This is a genomic window from Streptomyces sp. NPDC006687 (assembly GCF_040636215.1).
GTDB lineage: Bacteria > Actinomycetota > Actinomycetes > Streptomycetales > Streptomycetaceae > Streptomyces.
Genome location: NZ_JBEYJJ010000002.1, coordinates 375,900 through 393,439 on the forward strand (window position 1 = coordinate 375,900; position 17,540 = coordinate 393,439).

The following is a 17,540-nucleotide window of genomic DNA, read 5'->3' on the forward strand; positions in this document are numbered from 1 at the left end:
TGCGCCCCATGAACCGTTACGAAGGACGACGCGTCCTCATCACCGGCGGCGGCTCCGGCATCGGCCAGGCCACCGTGCACCGCATTCTCTCCGAGGGCGGCCGTGTGCACGCCGTGGACGTCAACGAGGCCGGCCTCAAGGCCACCGCCGACCAGGCCGCTGCTGCGGGGCACCTCCCGGCGGCAGCCGGGGGAGGCAACGCCGGGCGGCTGACCACCGCCGTACTGGACATATCCGACGAGGCCGCGGTCAAGGAGGGTGTCGCCGCCGCCGTCGACACCCTCGGCGGTATCGACGTCCTGGTGAACGCCGCGGGCATCCTGCGCTCCGCCCACACCCACCAGACCACCCTCGACCTCTGGAACAAGGTCATCGCGGTCAACCTGACCGGCACCTTCCTGATGATCCGCGAGTCCCTCCCCGCCCTCCTGGCGGGCGACCAGCCGGTCGTCGTCAACTTCAGCTCCACCTCGGCGTCCTTCGCGCACCCCTACATGTCCGCCTACGCGGCCAGCAAGGGCGGCATCCAGTCGATGACCCACGCCCTCGCCGCCGAGTACAGCAAGCAGGGCCTGCGCTTCGTCTCCGTCGCCCCCGGCTCCATCGAGAGCGGCATGACCACCGGCAACGGCCCCGGCCTGCCCGAGGACACCGACTGGTCCCTCTTCACCAAGCTGGCCCCGGCCCTCGGCCAGGGCTTCGCCGGCCCGCAGACCGTCGCCGGCGTGGTCGCCATGCTCGGCTCCGAGGACGGCGCCTTCATCACCGGCACCGAGATCCGCATCGACGGCGGCACCCACTACTGACCGCCCCGGGCCGGCTCAGGCCCTGAAGCGGTCCCAGAGCCGGGGGAAGCGCTCCGCGAGCACGGCTTCGTTCTCGAAGTCCAGCGGGGTGCCCTCCGGCTCCTCCGCCTGGAGGGGGACACCCAGGTCCGGGGCGACGGAGCCGGTGAGCTGCTCGTACGCCTCGTCGGCCGCGTACCCCAGCTCCTCGCCGTCCCCGTCGATCTCCTCGTCGAACTCGTCCAGCAGCACGGCCAGCTGGTCCGGGTCGTGCACCGCGCCCTCGAAGACCTCCCGGCCCTGCCCGATCAGCCAGCACCGGAAGTAGTCGAACGCGTCGTCGCTGGCCCCGTCCAGCAGCACCCAGGCCGCCCCCCACAGGTCCCAGGTGTACGCGCGGTTGTACCGGGACTCGAAGTGCCGCGCGAAATCCAGCACGGAGTCGGGGTCCAGCTGGGTCAGCCGTTCCACGAGCAGCTCGGCATGCTCCTCGGGGTCGCCCCCGGCAGCCTCGCGCGTACGGTCGACGATCTCCCAGAACTCCGTCTCGTCCATCACGGAATACAGCATCCGGGGTCCACGCGCCCACCGCCACCGCTCATACGGCCAAAGGCCGCTGCCCCGTCCCCCGCCCGGCCGCATCAGCGACCAGCCCCCGCTCACGCGGGCCTGAACGCGCCGAGGCGGCCCGCCCCCGAAGGGACGGACCGCCTCGTGGCCGGACGGGCCCGGGACTACAGGCCGTAGCGCTCCCGGGCCTCCTTGACGGCGGACGCCGGGACCTCGCCGCGGCGGGCGAGCTGGGCCAGCGCGGCCACCACGATGGACTGCGCGTCGACGCCGAAGTGGCGGCGGGCGCCCTCGCGGGTGTCGGAGAGGCCGAAGCCGTCCGTGCCCAGCGAGGTGTAGTCCTGCGGGACCCACTGGCTGATCTGGTCCGGTACCTGGCGCATCCAGTCGGAGACGGCCAGGACCGGGCCCGGGGCCCCCTCCAGCACGCGGGTGACGTACGGGGTGCGCTCCTCGCCGCGGAGCAGGGCCTCGTCGCACTCCAGCGCGTCGCGGCGCAGCTCGCCCCAGGAGGTGGCGGACCACACGTCGGCGGCCACGTTCCAGTCGGCGGCCAGCAGCCGCTGTGCCTCCAGGATCCAGTGGATCGCCGTTCCCGAGGCCATGAGCTGGATCTTCGGGGCGTCGGCGGCCGGGGCGGCCTCCAGGTCGGCGGCCGTGTTGAACCGGTACAGGCCCTTGAGGATGCCCTCCTCCACGCCCTCGGGCATGGCCGGCTGCACCTTCGGCTCGTTGTAGACCGTCAGGTAGTAGAAGACGTCCTCGGGCTGCTCGCCGTACATCCGGCGCAGACCGTCCTTGACGATCACCGCGATCTCGTACGCGAACGCCGGGTCGTAGTTGAGTGACGCCGGGTTCGTGGACGCGATCAGGTGCGAGTGGCCGTCGGCGTGCTGGAGGCCCTCACCGGTCAGGGTGGTGCGGCCGGCCGTGGCGCCGACGATGAAGCCCTTGCCGAGCTGGTCGGCGAGCTGCCACATCTGGTCGGCGGTGCGCTGCCAGCCGAACATCGAGTAGAAGATGTAGAACGGGATCATCGGCTCGCCGTGCGTCGCGTAGGACGTACAGGCGGCGATGAAGTCGGCCATGGCGCCGGCCTCGGTGATCCCCTCGTTGAGGATCTGGCCGTCCTTGGCCTCCTTGTAGTACATCAGCTGGTCGCGGTCGACCGGCTCGTACGTCTGGCCCAGCGGCGAGTAGATGCCGGCCGACGGGAAGAGGGACTCCATACCGAAGGTACGGGCCTCGTCCGGGACGATCGGCACCCAGCGCTTGCCGGTCTCCTTGTCCCGCATCAGGTCCTTGACGAGGCGGACGAAGGCCATGGTGGTGGCCATCTCCTGCTTGCCGGAGCCCTTGATGAGCGGGGCGAAGGAGCGGTCGGCCGGAGCCGGCAGGGCCACGTGGTGGACCTTGCGGGCCGGGGCCGGGCCGCCGAGGGCCGCGCGGCGCTCGTGCAGGTACCGCACCTCGGGGCTGTCGGCGCCCGGGTGGCCGTACGGGACCTTGCCGTCGACGAAGGCGCTGTCCGGGATCGGCAGGCCGAGCAGGTCGCGCATGTCCTTGAACTCGTCGACCGTCAGCTTCTTCATCTGGTGGTTCGCGTTCTTCGACTCGAACCCGGCACCCAGCGTGTGGCCCTTGACGGTCTGCGCCAGGATCACCGTCGGCGCGCCCTTGTGCGCCAGGGCGGCCTTGTACGCGGCGTAGACCTTGCGGGGCTCGTGGCCGCCGCGCGAGGAGTGGAAGCACTCGGCGATCTTCGCGTCGGACAGGACGCCGGCCAGCTGGACCAGCTCGGCGCTGGCGCCGAAGAAGTGCTGGCGGATGTAGGCCACGTCACGGGTCGCGTACGTCTGGAACTGCGCGTCCGGCACCTCGCGGATACGGCGGACCAGGGCGCCCGTGGTGTCGAGCTGGAACAGCTCGTCCCAGGCGGAGCCCCACAGGGTCTTGATGACGTTCCAGCCGGCACCGCGGAACTGGGCCTCCAGCTCCTGGACCACGCGGAAGTTCGCGCGGACCGGGCCGTCGAGGCGCTGCAGGTTGCAGTTGATGACGAACGTCAGGTTGTCGAGCTGCTCGCGGGAGGCCAGGGCCAGGGCGGCGGTCGACTCGGGCTCGTCCATCTCGCCGTCGCCGAGGAAGGCCCAGACGTGCGAGTTGGAGGTGTCCTTGATGTTCCGGTTCTGCAGGTAGCGGTTGAAGCGCGCCTGGTAGATCGCGGAGAGCGGGCCGAGGCCCATGGAGACCGTGGGGAACTCCCACAGCCACGGCAGGCGCCGCGGGTGCGGGTAGGACGGCAGGCCGTTGCCGCCGGACTCCTGGCGGAAGTTGTCGAGCTGCTGCTCGGAGACGCGCCCGTCGAGGAAGGCGCGGGCGTAGATGCCGGGGGAGGCGTGGCCCTGGATGTAGAGCTGGTCGCCCGATCCGTCGGCCTCCTTCCCGCGGAAGAAGTGCTGGAAGCCGGTCTCGTAGAGCCAGGCCGCCGAGGCGAAGGTGGCGATGTGGCCGCCGACGCCGTACTTGGAGCCGCGGGTCACCATGGCGGCCGCGTTCCAGCGGTTCCAGGCGGTGATCTTGGCTTCCATCTCCTCGTCACCCGGGAACTCGGGCTCCGCGGAGGTGGGGATGGTGTTGACGTAGTCCGTCTCCAGCAGCTTCGGCAGGGCGAGGCCGGCGGCCTCGGCGTGCTGGAGGGTGCGGCGGAGCAGGTATTCGGCGCGGCGCGTACCGGCGGCCTTGGCGACGGCGTCGAGGGAGGCCGCCCATTCGGCGGTCTCTTCGGTGTCGCGGTCCGGGAGCTGGTCGAGCTCGCTCGGAAGCTTTCCTACGGGGTCGGACATCGGTGTGCGCCGCCTTCCGGACAAAGGAGAGGAGGTGGTGAAGAGAACCCTGACGGGCAGGACAGGGCTGACGGGCCCTGGTGAGGGCCCGGAGTGACTGTAAATCCCTGATCGATGATCGATCAAATAAAAGTGACGATTATTCGACGCCCGGACGAAAGTCGGCACCCGGTGCCATGAACTCAGGCACGCCGTGCCGGTTTCATCAGTACACGCCAAAGCGCCGGTGATCCCCTGGAGGATTCCTCAAAACCGCAGGTCAGGCGCTACGTGGAGCGCAGCCCAGAACATGCCGCTTCACCAGCACCCCGATATCCGGGTCCTGGCTGCGGAACGCCGCCACGAGGGCCTCGTGCTCCTCGGCGTACGACTTCTGGACGGTTCCCAGCCACCGGATCGACAGGGCGGTGAACACCTCGATGCCCAGGCTCTCCCAGGTGTGCAGCAGCACGCTGTTGCCCGCCGCCCGCACCAGTTCCCGGTGGAAGCCCACCGTGTGCCGCACCTGCGCCGTACCGTCCTGGAGCCGGTCGGCCTCCCACAGGGCCGCCACGTGCGGCTCCAGCGCCGAGCAGTCGGCCGCCAGCCCCGGAGCGGCCAGCTCGGCGGCGATCTGCTCCAGACCGGCCCGGACGGGGTAGATCTCCTCCAGGTCGGCCGCGGAGAGGTTCCGCACGCGTACGCCCTTGTTGGGCGCCGACTCGATCAGCCGCAGCGTCTCCAGCTCGCGCAGAGCCTCCCGCACGGGCGTCTGGCTGACCTCCAGCTCCACCGCGATCCGGCGCTCCACGATCCGCTCGCCGGGCTTCCAGCGGCCGCTGACGATCCCCTCCACGATGTGCTCGCGGATCTGCTCGCGCAGCGAGTGCACGACGGGTGGGGTGATCATCGGGGTTCAACTCCTGTGTGTGCGGACACGCGGGGCCTGATGCCTAGACAATAAGGCCGCCGTGGCCTGCTGCGATGCGTTCGTGGTCAGGGACGCAGGGTGAGGCTCGTTACAACGACGGCGCCCCCGCCCGGACGAATCCGGGCGGGGGCGCCGTCAGCGGGTCCCGAAGACGGGGGCCGGGGGCTCAGAGACCGAGCTCGACCTCGAACTCGCCGGCCTCAAGGATCGCCTTCACGGCCGAGAGGTACCGGGCCGCGTCCGCGCCGTCCACCAGGCGGTGGTCGTAGGACAGGGTCAGGTACGTCATGTCGCGGACGCCGATGACGGTGCCCTCGGGGGTCTCGATGACCACCGGACGCTTGACCGTGGCACCGATGCCCAGGATGGCGACCTGGTTCGGCGGAACGATCACCGTGTCGAACAGCGCACCGCGCGAGCCGGTGTTGCTGATGGTGAAGGTCGCGCCGGACAGCTCGTCCGGGGTGATCTTGTTGCCGCGGACCTTGCCGGCCAGGTCGGCGGTCGCCTTGGCGATACCGGCCAGGTTGAGGTCACCGGCACCCTTGATGACCGGGGTCATCAGGCCCTTCTCGGAGTCCACGGCGATGCCGATGTTCTCCGAGTCGAAGTAGGTGATGGTGCCCTCGTCGTCGTTGATCCGGGCGTTGACGACCGCGTGGGCCTTCAGCGCCTGGGCGGCGGCCTTGACGAAGAACGGCATCGGGGACAGCTTGACGCCCTCGCGGGCGAGGAAGCCGGCCTTGGCCTGCTCGCGCAGCTTCATGATCTTGGTGATGTCCACCTCGACCACGGAGCTGAGCTGCGCCTGCGAGTGCAGGGCCTTCATCATGTTGTCGCCGATGACCTTGCGCATGCGGGTCATCTTGACCGTCTGACCGCGCAGCTCGGACACCGCGGCCGGAGCCTTCGCGGCGGCCGGGGCGGCAGCGGCGGCCGGAGCCGGAGCGGCGGCGGCCTTGGCGGCCTCGGCGGCGGCCAGGACGTCCTGCTTGCGGATACGGCCGCCGACGCCCGTGCCCGTGACCGTCGCCAGGTTGACGCCGGACTCGGAGGCGAGCTTGCGCACCAGCGGGGTCACGTAGGCGCCCTCGTCACCGGCCGGGGCCGGAGCGGCGGGGGCGGCCGGGGCGACCGGAGCCGGAGCGGCGACCGGGGCCGGAGCCGGGGCGGCCGGAGCCACCGGGGCCGGAGCGGCGACCGGAGCGGCCGGAGCCACCGGAGCCGGAGCGGCGACCGGAGCGGCCGGAGCCACCGGAGCCGGAGCGGCGGCCGGGGTGGCCGGAGCCGGAGCGGCGGCCGGGGCAGCGGGGGCGGCCGGAGCCGGAGCCGCGGCCGGAGCGGCCGGGGCGGCGGCCGGGGCAGCGCCCGCGACACCGATGACGGCCAGACGGGCGCCGACCTCGGCGGTCTCGTCCTCGCCGACGACGATCTCCAGCAGGGTGCCGGAAACCGGCGCGGGGATCTCGGTGTCGACCTTGTCCGTGGAGACCTCGAGCAGCGGCTCGTCGGCCTCGACCGACTCGCCGACCGCCTTCAGCCAGCGGGTGATGGTGCCCTCGGTGACGGACTCGCCCAGCGCGGGCAGCACGACATCGGTGCCCTCGGCCGAACCGCCGCCGGCGGCCGCCTCGGCCGTCGGCGCCGGAGCCGGGGTCTCGGCCTCGGTCGACGGGGCGGCCTGCGGGGCCTCCGGCGCGGGAGCGGCGGGGGCCTCGGCGGCCGGAGCGGCGGCCGGAGCCGCGGCGCCCGAGCCGTCGTCGATGATGGCGAGCTCGGCGCCGACCTCGACGGTCTCGTCCTCGGCGACCTTGATGGAGGCGAGGATGCCGGCGACGGGGGAGGGGATCTCGGTGTCGACCTTGTCGGTCGAGACCTCGAGCAGCGGCTCGTCGGCCTCGACGCGCTCGCCCTCGGCCTTCAGCCAACGGGTGACAGTGCCCTCGCTGACGCTCTCACCGAGCGCCGGAAGGGTTACGGAAACCGGCATGGTTTCAGTTGCTCCTTACGAAAGTGCGGAAGTGGTCGTCGCGCCCGTGACTGTGGATTAGTCGTGTGCGTGAAGGGGCTTGCCGGCGAGGGCCAGGTGGGCCTCGCCGAGCGCCTCGTTCTGGGTCGGGTGCGCGTGGATGAGCTGCGCGACCTCGGCCGGCAGTGCTTCCCAGTTGTAGATCAGCTGGGCTTCGCCGACCTGCTCGCCCATCCGGTCACCGACCATGTGGACGCCGACCACGGCACCGTCCTTGACCTGGACGAGCTTGATCTCGCCCGCGGTCTTCAGGATCTTGCTCTTGCCGTTGCCCGCCAGGTTGTACTTCAGGGCGACGACCTTGTCCGCACCGTAGATCTCCTTGGCCTTGGCCTCGGTGATGCCGACGGAGGCGACCTCCGGGTGGCAGTACGTGACGCGCGGAACGCCGTCGTAGTCGATCGGAACGGTCTTCAGACCGGCCAGACGCTCCGCCACCAGGATGCCCTCGGCGAAGCCGACGTGCGCGAGCTGGAGGGTCGGGACGAGGTCACCGACGGCCGAGATGGTCGGCACGTTGGTGCGCATGTACTCGTCGACCAGGACGTAGCCGCGGTCCATCGCGACGCCCTGCTCCTCGTAGCCCAGGCCCTGCGAGACCGGGCCGCGGCCGATGGCGACCAGCAGCACCTCGGCCTCGAAGGTCTTGCCGTCGGCGAGGGTGACGCGGACGCCGGACTCCGTGTACTCGGCCTTCTCGAAGAAGGTGCCGAGGTTGAACTTGATGCCGCGCTTGCGGAAGGCGCGCTCCAGGATCTTGGAGCTGTTCTCGTCCTCGACCGGGACGAGGTGCTTGAGGCCCTCGATGACGGTGACGTCGGTGCCGAAGGACTTCCACGCCGAGGCGAACTCGACGCCGATGACGCCGCCGCCCAGGATGATCGCGGACTGCGGCACCCGGTCCAGGACCAGCGCGTGGTCCGAGGAGATGATGCGGTTGCCGTCGATGTCCAGGCCGGGCAGCGACTTCGGCACGGAGCCGGTCGCCAGCAGGACGTGGCGGCCCTGGACGCGCTGGCCGTTCACGTCGACGGAGGTCGGGGAGGACAGGCGGCCCTCACCCTCGATGTAGGTCACCTTGCGGGAGGCGACCAGGCCCTGCAGGCCCTTGTACAGGCCGGCGATGACGTCGTCCTTGTACTTGTGCACACCGGCGATGTCGATGCCCTCGAAGGTGGCCTTGACACCGAACTGCGCGGCTTCGCGCGCCTGGTCGGCGATCTCACCGGCGTGCAGCAGAGCCTTCGTGGGGATGCAGCCGTTGTGCAGGCAGGTGCCGCCGAGCTTGTTCTTCTCGATCAGCGCAACGTCGAGACCCAGCTGCGATGCGCGGAGTGCCGCGGCGTAGCCGCCACTGCCACCGCCGAGGATCACTAGGTCGAAAACGGTGCTGGCGTCGTTCGCCACGTCACGTCCTCCATGCATGTGCGCCGGGCACCGGTCCTCTGTGACCGGGCGGCGGCTGGTAATCGGCCGCTTGTTTCTTCGGCCCTGTGGTGGGGGCCCTGTCCTGCCGAGAACCCATCTTCGCATTTGTCGGGGGAACACGGGACGCCGGGCCCCGGGTGTGCACCGTGGTTCCGCCCGAAGTCCGGGTTACCCGGGCGTAGAAACCTACTGATCCTCAAGATTTCTTCCAGAGCGAACACGCCCCGGGGCCGAGGTGCCGGTCCCGGGGCGGGTTCGTGCGCTGCGGCGGGGGCGGGTCAGCCCAGGTCGCCGGTGGCGGTGCGCTCGGCCAGGCGCACCAGGGTGCGGACGGCGGAGCCGGTGCCGCCCTTGGGGGTGTAGCCGTACGGGGCGCCCTCGTGGAAGGCGGGGCCCGCGATGTCGAGGTGGGCCCAGGTGATGCCCTCGCCGACGAACTCCTGGAGGAACAGGCCGGCCACCAGGCCGCCGCCCATCCGGACGCCCATGTTGGCGATGTCCGCCGTCGGGGAGTCCATGGTCTTGCGCAGGTCCTCGGGGAGCGGCATCGGCCAGGAGGACTCGCCGACCTCCTCGGCGATCTCGTGGATCGAGGTGCGGAAGGCGTCGTCGTTGGCCATGATGCCGAAGGTGCGGTCGCCCAGCGCCAGCACCATGGCGCCGGTCAGGGTGGCCACGTCGACGATCGCGTCCGGGTTCTCCTCGGACGCCTTGGTCAGGGCGTCGCCCAGGACCAGGCGGCCCTCGGCGTCCGTGTTCAGGACCTCGACGGTCTTGCCGCTGTACATGCGCAGGACGTCACCGGGGCGGGTGGCGGAGCCGGACGGCATGTTCTCGGCGAGGGCGAGCCAGCCGGTGACGTTGACCTTCAGGCCCAGCTTGGCGGCGGCGACGACCGAGGAGAACACGGCGGCGGCGCCCGACATGTCGCACTTCATGGTCTCGTTGTGGCCGGCCGGCTTCAGGGAGATGCCGCCCGAGTCGTACGTGATGCCCTTGCCGACGAAGGCCAGGTGCTTGTCCGCCTCGGGGTGGGTGTAGGCGATCTTCACCAGGCGCGGCGGGTTCTCGGAGCCCTTGCCGACGCCCATGATGCCGCCGTAGCCGCCCTTGACCAGGGCCTTCTCGTCCAGGACCTGGGCCTTGAGACCCAGCTCCTTGGCGGTCGCCGCGGCGATCGCGGCGAAGGCGGCGGGGGTGAGGTCGTTCGGCGGGGTGTTGATCAGGTCGCGGGCGACGTTGACCTCGGCGGCGACGACGGCCGCGCGCTCGGCGGCGGCCTTGTGCTCCTTGTCGCGCGGCTTGGCGCCGAGCAGGGCCACCTCGGCCAGCGGCTGCTTGGGGCCGCCGTTCTTCTCGTCCTTGCCGTTCTTCTTCTCGCCGCCCTGGTAGGCGGTGAAGGCGTACGCGCCCAGCAGCGCGCCCTCGGCCACGGCGGTGACGGCGGAGGCGTCCTCCAGGGGGAGGGCGAAGGCGGCCTTCTTGGAGCCGTGCAGGGCGCGGGCGGCGGAGCCGGCGGCGCGGCGCAGGGCCTCCTCGTCGAAGGACTGGTCCTGCTCGGGCGCCGAGCCCAGGCCGACCGCCAGCACGACCGGGGCCTTGAGGCCGGCCGGGGAGGGCAGCTTGGTGATCTCGCCTTCCGCGCCGGAGGCGCCGAGCGCATCGAGCACGGCGGCGAGCTTTCCGTCGAACGCCGTGTCCACGGCCTCCGCGCCGGCGGCCACGACGAGCCCCTTCGGGCCCTTCGCCACGCCGACCACGAGGGCGTCGGCGCGCAGCGTCGCCGCGCCGGCAGTGCTGAGAGTCAGAGCAGTCACGGTGGTGAAGTCTCGCTTCCGTTTGTGTTATATGGGCGCTTCTGTCGCGTCGGGGTCGCCGGCCGCTCCGCAGCGATCGTATTCGGGCCCGACGGCCGCCGGAAACGAGCCTACGCGCAGCCCGTCACCCGTACGTCACTCGAAGGTTTGGCAACTTGTTCGACCACGGGGCCACCAGGTTCACCCATCCGTGGACTCTGCTCCAGGTTTGCCGCCTAGACCTGACGAGGTCCGCGAAGATCGAGCCACTCTCGCAAGGGGACGCGGGGTCCTTTTGCATGATTTCCACAGAGCCTCCCCGGCCCGGCCGTCCGCCATGGGCCGAACCGGGGGACGCCTGCGGGGGGAAAGGCCGAAATGGTCAACAAGAACCGGATGAACAGGGCCGCCGCAGCCATGGGCGCAGCGGCGCTGCTGTCCGTTGCGGTACCCGCCACCACCGCCCACGCGGCGACGGTGGTCCCGCGCATCGACCTGAAGGTGCTGGTCGTCGACGACGGCGGCAGCTCGGTCGGCGCGCTCACCGCGGAACTCCGCGACACCGGGGTCCCGTTCACGCGGATCGACCTGGGGGCCGCCGGCCGCCCGGTGATCGACGCCGCCTTCCTCAGCGACACCGTCAGCGGCCGGCCGCGCGCCAAGTACCAGGGCGTGATCCTGCCCAACGAGAACCCCTTCGGCGCCGGCTCCGCCGAGATGGCGGCGCTCACCGCGTACGAGACGGCGTACGGGATCCGCCAGGTCGACGCCTACACCTGGGCCCACCCCGAAGTCGGCCTGGAATACACCGACAACGGCGGCTACGCCGGCACCCTCGACGGCACGCAGGCCGCCGTCACCGCCGCCGGCAAGACGGGCCCCTTCGGCTACCTCGGCGGTCAAGTCGCCTTCGAGGACAACTCCGCCCTCATTCCGGAGAGCTACGGGTTCCTGGCCAAGCCGAGGGCCGGCTACACCAGCTACGTCGACGCCCCCGTCGGCTCCGGACGCGGTTCCCTCGTCGGCGAGTACGCCCACGACGGGCGCAGCGAACTCGTCGTCACCTTCGGCTACAACCAGTACCAGCAGCAGTTCCGGCTGCTGGCCCGCGGCATCGTCGACTGGCTCACCCAGGGCGTCCACCTCGGGCAGGAGCGCAACTACTTCGCCGTCCACGTCGACGACGTCCTCGCCCCCGACGCCCGCTGGGACAAGACCCTCAACTGCACCCCCGGCGACTACGCCTGCGCGGGCGGCGAGGGCAAGGAGTCCACCATCCGCATGACCGCCGCCGACGCCCAGTACCTGGCGCAGTGGCAGACCGCCAAGGACTTCAAGCTGGACCTGCTCTTCAACGCGGGCGCCGGCGAGGAGTGGAAGACCGAGAACGGCGGAACCGACGCCCTGACCACCCAGCTGCTGGCCGACAAGGCCAAGTACCGCTGGATGAACCACACCTGGACCCACCTCTTCCTCGGCTGCACCCAGGACACCACCACCACCCCCTGGACCTGCACCAAGGACGCCCAGGGCCAGACCAGCTGGATGAGCCGGGCCGACATCTCCGCCCAGATCCGCGACAACAACAACTGGGCCGCGTCCAAGGGCCTCACCACCGACCGCACCGAACTCGTCACCGGCGAGCACTCCGGCCTCAAGACCCTCCCGCAGCAGCCCGAGGACAACCCCAACCTGGCCGGCGCCCTCGCCGACAACGGGGTCAAGTGGGCCGGCAGCGACAACTCCCGCGAACCCGACCAGCGGGCCGTCGGCGCCGCCCTGACCGTGCCCCGGTACCCGATGAACGTGTACTACAACACGGGCACCAACGCCGAGATGGCCGACGAGTACAACTGGATCTACACCAGCCGCGCCGACGGCGGCAGCGGCCTGTGCGAGGACAACCCGGCGACCTCCACCTGCCTGCCCGCCCCCCTGGACGCCGCCACCGGCTACCAGGACTACATCGTCCCGGCCGAGGCCCGCACCGCCCTGCGCCACGTCCTGGCCAACGACCCCAAGCCGCACTACGTCCACCAGTCCAACCTCGCGGAGGACCGCACCCTCTACCCGGTGCTCAACCAGGTCCTCGACACCTACCGCTCCCTCTACGCGCCCAGCGCCCCCATCGTCAACCAGAGCATGAAGGCCACCGGCACCGAGCTCCAGCGCCGCGCCGCCTGGGACAAGGCCATCGCCGCCGGCCAGGTCACCGCCTACCGCATCGGCAAGGACGTCACCGTCAAGGCGCCCTCCGGCATCCTCGCCCCGCTCACCGCGCCCAACGGCACCAAGAAGCAGCTGCTCCTCGGCACCGCGGACTTCGGCACCGCCTACGCCGGAACCCGCTCCACCTGGACGGGCCCCGAGCTGCTCCAGTCGGCGGTCACCCTCCGGCTCCCCTGACCGCGGCGCGCGCCGCGCGCCTTCGCCGTCATCCGCTCCACCCGGCAGTACCCAGCGCCGGCGTCCGCCCACCACGGGCGCCGGCCCCTTTTCCGTCCTGGGGGGACTCAGCACATGAGCCATGGGCGTCATGTCACCATGCTCACCGAAGGCACCTACCCGCACGTCCACGGAGGCGTCAGCACCTGGTGCGACCAACTGGTACGCGGGATGCCGGAGGTCGACTTCAACGTCATAGCCCTGACCGGCTCCGGACGCGAGCCGGTCACCTGGGAGCTTCCGCGCAACGTCTACCGGCACACCGCCGTCCCACTGTGGGGCCCGCCGCCCCCGAAGACCCGCCGCACCACCCTCCGCGGGAAGGCCCACCGCCGCTTCACCGAGGTCTACGAAACCTTCCTGCTCTCCCTGCTCGACCCCGGGCACGCCACCGCCGGCCCCGGCGGCTCCTCCTTCTCCGACGCCCTGGCCGAACTCGCCCGCCTCGCCCGCGCCGGCCGGCTCGCCCCCGCCCTGCGCTCCGAATCCGTCCTGCGCCTGCTCATGGCCGTGTGGACCCGCCCGGGCCTGGCCACCGCCTCCGCCGACCCCACCGTCCACGACGCCCTCACCGCCACCGACCTGCTGGAACACGCCCTGCGCCCGCTCGCCGTGCGGATCCCGCCCGACAGCGTCGCCCACGCGGTCAGCAGCGGCCTCGCCACCCTCCCCGCCCTGGCCGCCAAACGCCTCGACGGGGTCCCCTTCCTCCTCACCGAGCACGGCATCTACCTGCGCGAGCGCTACCTCGGCTACCGCAGCGCCGCCCAGCGCTGGCCCGTCAAGGCCCTCGTGCTCGGCTTCTACCGGGAGCTGAACTCCGAGGGCTACCGGCAGGCCGACCTGATCACCCCCTGCAACCAGTACAACCGCCGTTGGGAGGAGCGCGGAGGCGCCGACTCCGACCGGATCCGCACCGTCTACAACGGCGTCGACCCGCACGTCTTCCCCGAGGCCGGCCCCGAACCCGAGGTGCCCACGCTCAGCTGGTGCGGCCGTATCGACCCCATCAAGGACCTCGAAACCCTCATCCGCGCCTACGCCTTCATGCGCGAGGAACTCCCCGCCCTGCGGCTGCGCCTCTTCGGCCCCGTCCCGGCCGGCTGCGAGGAGTACCGGCTGCGGCTGGAGAAACTCGCCGCCGAACTCGGCGTCGCCGACGGGATCAGCTGGGAGGGCCGCATCAGCGAGGTCGCCCGCGCCTACGCCGCCGGCAGCGTCGTGATGCTCTCCAGCATCAGCGAGGGCTTCCCCTTCAGCATCATCGAAGCCATGTCCTGCGGCCGCACCACCGTCTCCACCGACGTCGGCGGCGTCCGCGAAGCCGTCGCCGACACCGGCCTGGTCGTCCCGCCCCGCGAACCCGAGACCATGGCCCGCGCCACCCTCGCCCTGCTGCGCGACGACGCACGCCGCGCCGAACTCGGCCGCCTGGCCCGCAAACGGGTCGTCGAGAAGTTCACCCTCCACCAGTCCGTGGACGGTTTCCGCCACATCTACCGCGGGCTCGACGAGCAGAAGCAGGCCGCGCGGCCCGTCCTGCCCCTCCAGCCCGCCGACCCGTGGACCCCCCGCCTCGCCGACCCCTGGTACCGGGAACTCGCGGCCGACGGGAGCGTGTGGTGAGCGGATCGCTCTGGCTCAAGCCGCCCGGCCCCGAAGGCTCCTGGGTCCACGTCGGCCACGTGGCCCGCCCGCGCCGCGGCGCACCGGCGGCCGCCACCGACACCCTGCCCGCCCTGCCCCGGCCCGGCCGGCCCGGGGCCGACCCGATGGACGAACTCGCCGGACGCCTGGAAGGGTTCGTCGCCGCCGCCGTCCACCCCGACGAGATCGCCGCCGTCCTCGAATCCGACGGCATGACCGACGAGTACATCCGCCTCACCTACGGCCGCCCCGACTCCTTCGCCCTCGCCGAGGAGCTCTTCACCCGCGTCCCCCGATCCTTCCCCGAACCCGACGCCCTCCCCGACCCCTGGAAGGTCTCCCTCACCGCCTGCCTCCTGCGCGGGCTGATCTTCGCCCTGCCCGGCCTCGCCTACCTCCTGGGCGAACCCCTCCTCGAAGGACCGCCCGACCGGCTCGGACTGCCCGCAGGCACCCTGACCCTGCTCGCCGGCGCCCTCATCGGCTGGGTCTGGGACCAGACCCTGTCCCACCGCGCCTACACCTGGATCGGCCTCGGCGACCGGGCCGCCGCCGGACGGACCCTGCTCGTCGGAGCCCCCGTCGGCGCCCTCCTGGGCACCGCCGCCGCGTTCGCCGTACCGGGCGGGCCGCCGTTCTCGTACGCCTTCGCCGCCGGGCAGGCCCTGTACGTGGGCGCCGCTACCGTCCTGCTCGTCCTGCGGCGGGAGCGGCTGCTGCTCGCCGCCCTCGCCCCGATGGCAGCCGGGTCGGTGCTCGCGCTGTTCAGCGACCCTCCCGTGCCGGTACGGGTGGCCCTGCTGCTGGTCTCCCTCACCGCGGCCTGCGCCCTGGCCCTGCGGGAGCTGCCCCTGGCGGCGGGCGTACGGGGTGCGGTGCGCAGGATCGCCGGAGGCGCCCCCGGCTGGGCGCAGCGCCACCCGGGCGAGGGGGGCGCGGTGCGGTGGCGGATGCTGCGGGGTGCCGAGGAGGACCACACCCGGCGCGGACCCCGCATCGGGGACTCGGTTCCCTACGGGGTGTTCGGCCTCGGGACCGGTCTGCTGGTGCTGTACGCCGCCCTGGGGGAGGTGCTCACCGGCGGCCCCGCCGAAGCGGTCTCGGCGCCCTCGGCGGTGGCCCTCACCCTCAGCATGGGGCCCGCCGAATGGCTCCTGCACCGCTTCCGCAGCGGCAGCCTCGCGGGACTCCGCGCGGCCCGTTCCCCCTCGGCCTTCCGGAGCCGGATGCTCACCACCCTGGCCCGGTGCCTCGCCGCGTACCTGACGGTGCTGTTCCTGCTGGGCACCACCGGAACCCTGCTCTGGCCGCAGGCCCCGTCCCTGACCTGGGACCGCGTCGCCGTCCTGCTGCTGCTCGGCGCGGTGATGTGGACGGGGCTGCTGCTGCAGTCCTTCGGCGCCGTCCGCCCCGCCGCCGTGGTCTGCGCCGCCGCGGCCGCCGCCCAGAGCCTGGCCCTGCTGGCCGGCGCCGGCCAGCCCCGGCTGGTCCAGCTGGCGGTGGCCGGCGCCGCCGCGAGTGTGCTGGCCGTCCTCGTCTGCCTGCTCCTCGGCCGTGCGACGGCCCACCGATGACCCCGCACCCCGAGAAGGCCCCCATGCTCCTGGTCCCGCTCTACGAGCATCCCGCCGACCGGCCCGAGGCGTGGGAGCGGCTCATCGCCTGCGCCGGCCGGCTGCACTCCGTGGTGCTCAACCCCGCCAGCGGGCCGGGCACCGCCCCCGACGAGCGGTTCGCCGCCGTCGCCGCCCGGCTGCGGGAGGCGGGCGTGGCCGTCCTCGGCTACACCGACACCGACTACGGGCGCCGTCCCCACGCCGAGGTCGTCCAGGACCTGCTGCGCCACCGCGACTGGTACGGGGCCGACGGCGCCTTCCTCGACCAGGCCGCCTCCGGGTCCGAACTGCTGCCCCACTACGGCCGGCTCACCGTCGCCGCCCGCGCCGCCGGGGCCCGTACGCTCGTCCTGAACCACGGCGTCCACCCGCACCCCGGGTACGCCGCCCTCGCCGACCTCCTCGTGACCTTCGAGGGCCCCTGGGACGCCTACCGCGACGGCTCCGCCACCCCGCCCCCCTGGACCGCCGACCACCCCGCCGACCGGTTCTGCCACCTCGTGTACGCCGTCCCGCCGGACGCCCCGGCCGCCGAACTGGCCGCCGAACGCCGGGCGGCCGTCCACTGCGCCGTCCCCGGCACCGGCGCCCACCCGTGGGGCACCCTCCCGTACGCCCTGGAGACCGCAGGATGAAGCGTTTCCCCGCCGCGGTGGCCGCCGTCACCGGCCTGCTCCTGCTCACCGCCGCCTGCACGGCGACCCCGGACGACGACGAAACCCCGGAGCCGGGTCCGTCCCCGTCCTCGTCGCCGCCGGGAGGGCGCTGGCAGCCCCGGCCGGGTACGCCCTGGCAGTGGCAGCTGACGGGGAAGCTGGACACCTCGGTGAAGGTGCCGGTGTACGACATCGACGGCTTCAACACCACGAAGGAGCAGGTGGCGACCCTGAGGGCGGCCGGCCGCCGCACCATCTGCTACGTCTCCACGGGCGCCTGGGAGGACTTCCGCCCCGACGCGGCCGCCTTCCCCCAGTCCCTCCTCGGCGAGGACAACGGCTGGGAGGGCGAACGCTGGCTGGACATCCGCCAGACGGCCGCCCTGGAACCCCTGATGGCCCAGCGCCTCGACATGTGCCGCGCCAAGGGCTTCGACGCGGTGGAACCGGACAACATGGACGGCTACCGCAACACGACGGGCTTCCCCCTGACCGCCGGCCACCAGCTCGCCTACAACCGCCTGATCGCCCGCCTGGCGCACGAGCGCGGGATGTCGGTGGGCCTGAAGAACGACCTCGACCAGATCCCCGAACTGCTCGGCGACTTCGACTTCGCGGTGAACGAACAGTGCGCCGAATACGAGGAGTGCGACCGCCTCACCCCCTTCGTCAAGGCGGACAAGGCGGTCTTCCACGTGGAGTACGAACGCTCGCCGAAGGAGTTCTGCGCGGGATCGAAGAAGCTGAACCTGAGCTCGATGCAGAAGAAGTACGACCTGGACGCCTGGCGCAAACCCTGCTGACGGCCCGGG

Annotated in this window: 12 protein-coding genes; 6 read left to right on the forward strand and 6 right to left on the reverse strand. The window is 71.9% G+C overall.

The annotated features are described in order from the left end of the window. The first annotated feature begins 8 nt into the window (after positions 1-8). A complete protein-coding gene (locus tag ABZ716_RS04105; protein WP_358811523.1) occupies positions 9-806 on the forward strand; it encodes an SDR family oxidoreductase in 798 nt (265 codons plus the stop codon). 15 nt (positions 807-821) lie between these two features. Here the strand turns inward: ABZ716_RS04105 and ABZ716_RS04110 are convergent, their stop codons facing one another. From ABZ716_RS04110 to ABZ716_RS04135, 6 genes are all read right to left on the reverse strand, one after another. Continuing rightward, on the reverse strand, positions 822-1,340 hold the full coding sequence (locus tag ABZ716_RS04110) for a DUF4240 domain-containing protein (protein ID WP_351881588.1): 519 nt from the start codon (positions 1,338-1,340) through the stop codon (positions 822-824). Between the two features lie 179 nt (positions 1,341-1,519). Then, positions 1,520-4,201 (reverse strand): pyruvate dehydrogenase (acetyl-transferring), homodimeric type, encoded by a 2,682-nt coding sequence (aceE, locus tag ABZ716_RS04115; RefSeq protein WP_358956329.1) that lies wholly within the window; start codon positions 4,199-4,201, stop codon positions 1,520-1,522. A gap of 259 nt (positions 4,202-4,460) precedes the next feature. Continuing rightward, complete coding sequence (locus ABZ716_RS04120) at positions 4,461-5,087, reverse strand: GntR family transcriptional regulator (protein ID WP_351881585.1); 627 nt, start codon at positions 5,085-5,087, stop codon at positions 4,461-4,463. 190 nt (positions 5,088-5,277) lie between these two features. Continuing rightward, positions 5,278-7,101 carry a 2-oxoglutarate dehydrogenase, E2 component, dihydrolipoamide succinyltransferase gene (sucB, locus tag ABZ716_RS04125; RefSeq protein ID WP_358956332.1) on the reverse strand — a complete coding sequence of 608 codons (1,824 nt, stop codon included), beginning with the start codon at positions 7,099-7,101 and terminating at the stop codon, positions 5,278-5,280. Between the two features lie 57 nt (positions 7,102-7,158). Continuing rightward, complete coding sequence (lpdA, locus tag ABZ716_RS04130; RefSeq protein WP_351881257.1) at positions 7,159-8,547, reverse strand: dihydrolipoyl dehydrogenase; 1,389 nt, start codon at positions 8,545-8,547, stop codon at positions 7,159-7,161. Positions 8,548-8,846: 299 nt separating this feature from the next. Then, positions 8,847-10,385 carry a leucyl aminopeptidase gene (locus tag ABZ716_RS04135; RefSeq protein WP_351881254.1) on the reverse strand — a complete coding sequence of 513 codons (1,539 nt, stop codon included), beginning with the start codon at positions 10,383-10,385 and terminating at the stop codon, positions 8,847-8,849. Between the two features lie 357 nt (positions 10,386-10,742). Between ABZ716_RS04135 and ABZ716_RS04140 the strand changes: the two genes are divergently transcribed. The 5 genes from ABZ716_RS04140 to ABZ716_RS04160 all read left to right on the forward strand — a co-directional run bounded on the left by ABZ716_RS04140 (position 10,743) and on the right by ABZ716_RS04160 (position 17,531). Continuing rightward, positions 10,743-12,770 (forward strand): hypothetical protein, encoded by a 2,028-nt coding sequence (locus tag ABZ716_RS04140; protein ID WP_358811526.1) that lies wholly within the window; start codon positions 10,743-10,745, stop codon positions 12,768-12,770. A gap of 114 nt (positions 12,771-12,884) precedes the next feature. Further along, positions 12,885-14,435, forward strand: a complete 1,551-nt coding sequence (pelF, locus tag ABZ716_RS04145) for a GT4 family glycosyltransferase PelF (RefSeq protein WP_358811527.1) — start codon at positions 12,885-12,887, stop codon at positions 14,433-14,435. Further along, a complete protein-coding gene (locus ABZ716_RS04150) occupies positions 14,432-16,030 on the forward strand; it encodes a hypothetical protein (protein ID WP_358956335.1) in 1,599 nt (532 codons plus the stop codon). Before pelF ends, ABZ716_RS04150 begins: the two co-directional genes overlap by 4 nt. After that, positions 16,027-16,707: a spherulation-specific family 4 protein gene (locus ABZ716_RS04155; RefSeq protein ID WP_358956337.1), complete on the forward strand. Its 681-nt coding sequence runs from the start codon at positions 16,027-16,029 to the stop codon at positions 16,705-16,707. Before ABZ716_RS04150 ends, ABZ716_RS04155 begins: the two co-directional genes overlap by 4 nt. Next, a complete protein-coding gene (locus ABZ716_RS04160; protein ID WP_358956340.1) occupies positions 16,704-17,531 on the forward strand; it encodes an endo alpha-1,4 polygalactosaminidase in 828 nt (275 codons plus the stop codon). The genes ABZ716_RS04155 and ABZ716_RS04160 overlap by 4 nt, the downstream gene beginning before the upstream one ends. Positions 17,532-17,540 lie beyond the last annotated feature (9 nt).